The 1,610-nt window shown below is 60.8% G+C and carries 1 protein-coding gene; it reads right to left on the bottom strand.

Going from position 1 to position 1,610, the window contains the following annotated elements; translation table 11 throughout:
- On the bottom strand, positions 1-1,181 hold a 1,181-nt coding region (locus G7A99_RS19305; protein ID WP_163143278.1), incomplete at its 3' end, for a Fic family protein.
- Positions 1,182-1,610: the final 429 nt, after the last annotated feature.

Genomic DNA, 1,610 nt, shown 5'->3' on the forward strand with positions numbered 1-1,610 from the left:
GACTCGCTACCGGTTGTTGCGGGCTCCCGCAGCTCCTCGTCGGGAGCAAGGATGCTCTGACGCTGGAAGAGGTCGACATAGGGCTGGTAGCGATAGCGTCGGTTGCGCTTTCGGCCCGTTATTTCCTTCAGAATGCCTTGGGCTTCCAGGTGTTCCACTGTCCGTTGGGCGGTAACATACGACGTGTTCAACGCCCCTTCGACGGTACGGATCGACACGATGGGATGCTCATACAGGATGTCGAGCAGCTGTTGAGCCATCGCGTTGTCGCGAAGTTGCTCCCGGTGTTGTTCGCGGAGTGTCAGGATTTCGCGGGACGTGGTCGTGGCCGCTTGGCTGACTTCGAACACACCTTGCAGGAAGAATTTGATCCAACCTTCCCAGTCACCGTCGTGGCGGACGGCCATGAGTCGGTCATAGTACTGAGCACGGTGCGCCTTGAAATAGTAGCTGAGGTAGAGCAGCGGTTTGTGCAGTATGCCCCGCTCGCAAAGCAGCAGTGTGATCAGAAGGCGCCCAACACGACCGTTGCCGTCCAGGAATGGGTGAATGGTCTCGAACTGGGCATGCGCAATGGCGCAGTGTATGAGGTCCGGCAGGGTAGCGCGGTCGTGCAGGAACTCTTCGAGGTTGCCCAAGACCTCGTGCATGGTGTCCGGCGGTGGCGGTACAAATTCCGCGTCGTTGAGCGCTACACCGGCCGGGCCTATCCAGTTTTGACTATGACGGAACTCGCCGGGCCGCCGTTCGGCGCCGCGGACGTCGGTCAATAGCTTTGCGTGAATCTCGCGCAGAAGTCGGAGCGACAGCGGGAGCGTGTCGAGACGTGACAGGCCGTAGTTCATGGCCGCGACATAGTTGACGACTTCCTCAACATCCTGCGGCTGGTCGTTGATGGCGTGCTCGGCTTCATAACCCAACACGTCCTCGAGGGTGCTCTGGGTGCCTTCGATCTGGGAACTCAGAACGGCCTCGTGGCGAACGTACATGGCGACGAACAGTTCAGGGTTCGGTAACACGGAGGTAACACCGTCCAGTCGCCCTAGGGCTCGGTCGGCCTGCGAGAGGAGACGATCCAGCTCGTCGTTGCGCGTTACGGGCGGTTCGGGCGGCAGGGGTGCGGGGACGAAGGCCCGGTAGCCGCTCGGTTGCTTGATGTACCGTCCGGTTCGTGTACTCATGGGTTAGTTCACGTGAGTTGAATAGGTGGCCAAATCCTGGACTGGTATTTTACCGAAGTCGCTTTTTTTAAAATAGTGAGCTGCTGGTCCCCGTGGTGTTTTGCGCCGGTTTAACAGCGTGGCCGACTGGCCGGGGATGCGTGTCGCTTGAGCCGCGACAGCGCATTGTGCGGCCTGCGCTGCCCCGGCCCTCTGCGTACCCGCCGCGGGGCGGCGTCCCCTCCGCTTTTCCCGGTGCCGGCAGCGCCATTCTTCGGCGCCTTCCCCTTGTCGCTTCGAAGGCACGGTTGTGTCGTGAGCCCCCGCTGGTGGTACTGCCACCCGCTTGTCGTGCCTTTGCTACAGCTCGGCGGCATGGTCGTGACCCTCGTCCTCTCCATGGTGTCTTGGGGCGTCAATAAACGCTCGAATAAACAATGAATTGCGGGG

It is taken from the genome of Arhodomonas sp. KWT (genome assembly GCF_010993615.1).